Origin of the sequence: Micromonospora echinofusca, assembly GCF_017614955.1 — a bacterium.
Classification (GTDB): domain Bacteria; phylum Actinomycetota; class Actinomycetes; order Mycobacteriales; family Micromonosporaceae; genus Micromonospora; species Micromonospora echinofusca_A.
This window is the reverse complement of the sequence record NZ_WVUH01000584.1, coordinates 1-2,272: the sequence shown is the minus strand read 5'-3', so window position 1 is coordinate 2,272 and position 2,272 is coordinate 1. Positions and strand designations below refer to the sequence as shown.

At 69.8% G+C, this 2,272-nt stretch carries 2 protein-coding genes and 1 pseudogene; all 3 read left to right on the top strand.

Going from position 1 to position 2,272, the window contains the following annotated elements; all coding sequences use genetic code 11:
- A pseudogene (locus tag GSF22_RS32975) lies at window positions 1-555 on the top strand (M43 family zinc metalloprotease); the annotation flags it as partial.
- Window positions 552-914: a hypothetical protein gene (locus GSF22_RS32970; RefSeq protein ID WP_208817822.1), complete on the top strand. Its 363-nt coding sequence runs from the start codon at window positions 552-554 to the stop codon at window positions 912-914. The pseudogene GSF22_RS32975 and the gene GSF22_RS32970, both read left to right, overlap by 4 nt.
- 215 nt (window positions 915-1,129) lie before the next feature.
- Complete coding sequence (locus tag GSF22_RS32965) at window positions 1,130-2,119, top strand: endonuclease/exonuclease/phosphatase family protein (RefSeq protein WP_208817821.1); 990 nt, start codon at window positions 1,130-1,132, stop codon at window positions 2,117-2,119.
- The last annotated feature ends 153 nt before the right edge of the window (window positions 2,120-2,272 follow it).

Here is a 2,272-nt window from a genome sequence, read left to right as displayed (position 1 = left end):
GCGTGGTGGCCGTCCGGTGGGGGCTGGGAACGGCTGGGTGGCAGGTGTGTCGGTGAGCCGGAGGCGGTCGCCGGAAGCATGAACCGGCTCGACGTGTTCGTCATTGGCCCGGACTCGGCGCTCTACCACAAGTGGTGGGACGGCACCGCCTGGTGGCCGGACGCCACCGGCTACGAGTATCTGGGTGGCGTCTGCACGAGCAACCCACGGGTCGTCGCCCGGGGGCCCCACCGGCTCGACGTGTTCGTCACCGGTCCGGACTCGGCGCTCTACCACAAGTGGTGGGACGGCACCGCCTGGTGGCCGAGCGCCACCGGCTACGAGTGTCTGGGTGGGGTCTGCACGGGTGATCCGCAGGTCGTCACCTGCGGGCCGGACCGGCTCGACGTCTTCGTCACCGGCCGGGACTCCGTCCTGCACCACAAGTGGTGGGACGGCGTGCGGTGGCAGCCGTCCGTCCTGGGTTACGAGGTTCTCGGCGTGCCGATCGGACCGTCGTCGGCTGCCATGCTCACCTCCGGGGCCACGTCGTCGTTGGTGACGGCGGCCACGTGACGGACGACCACGAGGAAGCGACAGCCATGCCGGACACCGACGATCGACTGCACGGCCGTTGGATGCACTCGTTCGAGGAGGACCACGAGGGAGTCGAGGTCTACCGGCCCTCCGGTCACCCCTTTCCGCCGGCCAGGGGACGGGCGGGCATCGAGTTCCACCCGGACGGGACCTTCGTCGACCTTCCGGTCGGGCGTGGTGACGCGAACGAGGCCCGCCCCGGCCGGTGGCGCCAGGGACCGCAGGGCCCGATCGACGTCCGCACCGCGGCGGGTGACCGGCAGGTCATGGAGGTGGTCCGGCTGGAACCGGGCCGTCTCGAGGTACGGCGTGGCAGGGCCGACGGCGGCGAGGGGTGAAGGGTCGGCTGGCAACAGCAGCAGCCAGAGGACCCGGGTGGCGCTGGGTGAGGTGAGACCGCCCCGGGAGTACGCCTCGACGTCCGCCCGGTCGGGGCCCCGGCCGACCGGTCGGGGGTCCACCGGACGGGTGGCACTCATACGACAAAAGCCATGAAAACTCATATATCGCTAGGCTCCGGTGGATACCCAGCAGCAACGTGAAGGGCGGAGCCGTGACGACGGTGCGGATCGCGACGTTCAACGTCGAGAACCTCGACGAGACGGCCCCCGGCGTCCGGCCGTCCCTGGCCGAGCGGATCGCGCTGATGAAACCCCAGATCGTCAGGCTCCGCGCGGACATCGTCTGCTTCCAGGAGATCCACGGCCAGGAACGCCCGGGTCAACCCCGGGGGCTGCACGCCCTGACCGAACTGCTGTCCGGCACCACTCTGGCCAGCGCCGCAATGGTCAGCACCCGACCACCGGACGACGCCGTCTACGACGAACGGAACCTGGTCGTGGTCAGCCGGTTCCCGGTGGTGGCCCACCGGCAGCTGCGCAACGAGCTGGTCGCCATGCCGCGCTACGCACGGCTGACCGCCTCCCCGCCCGACACCGAACCCGTCCCGATCGGTGTCGAACGGCCGGTCCTGCACGTCGAACTCGACCTCACCGAGGTGGGCGGTGGCCGCTTGCACGTGATCGACGTGCATCTCAAGTCCAGGATCCCGACCGACGTCCCCGGACAGAAGCTGGACAGCTACACCTGGCGTACCCCCGACTCCTGGGCCGAGGGGGTGTTCCTGTCGTCGATGAAGCGGATGAGCCAGGCGCTGGAGGTACGCCGACTGGTCGACCAGATCCTCGACACCGATCCGCAGGCCCGGATCGTGGTCGCCGGGGACTTCAACGCCGCTCCCGACGACGTGCCGGTGCTGGCCATCCGGGGTGCCGTCGAGGACACCGGCAACGGCGACCTGGCCGGCCGGGTGCTCGTACCCGTGGAGCAGACCATCCCGACGTCGTCGCGGTACACGCTGTTCCACCAGGGGCGTGGCGAGATGCTCGACCACATGCTGGTCACCCGGAACCTGCTCGCCTGCTACCAGGGATCGGAGATCCACAACGAGGTGCTCCACGACGAGTCGGCCGCGTTCGGCACCGACCGCAAGTACCCCGAGTCCGATCACGCGCCGGTGGTGGCCACCTTCCGGTTCGACTGACCGCACCGCACCGGCCCCGGTCGTCACCACCCGTCCCGGCGATTCATGTTCATGAATTTGTTGGGTAGGGTTCCCGGTACCGCCCAAGGCTGCCGCCCGCCCCCTCGTGGTGCTGACGGCGCCGGAGTGAGGAGGACCGGATCCCATGAGACT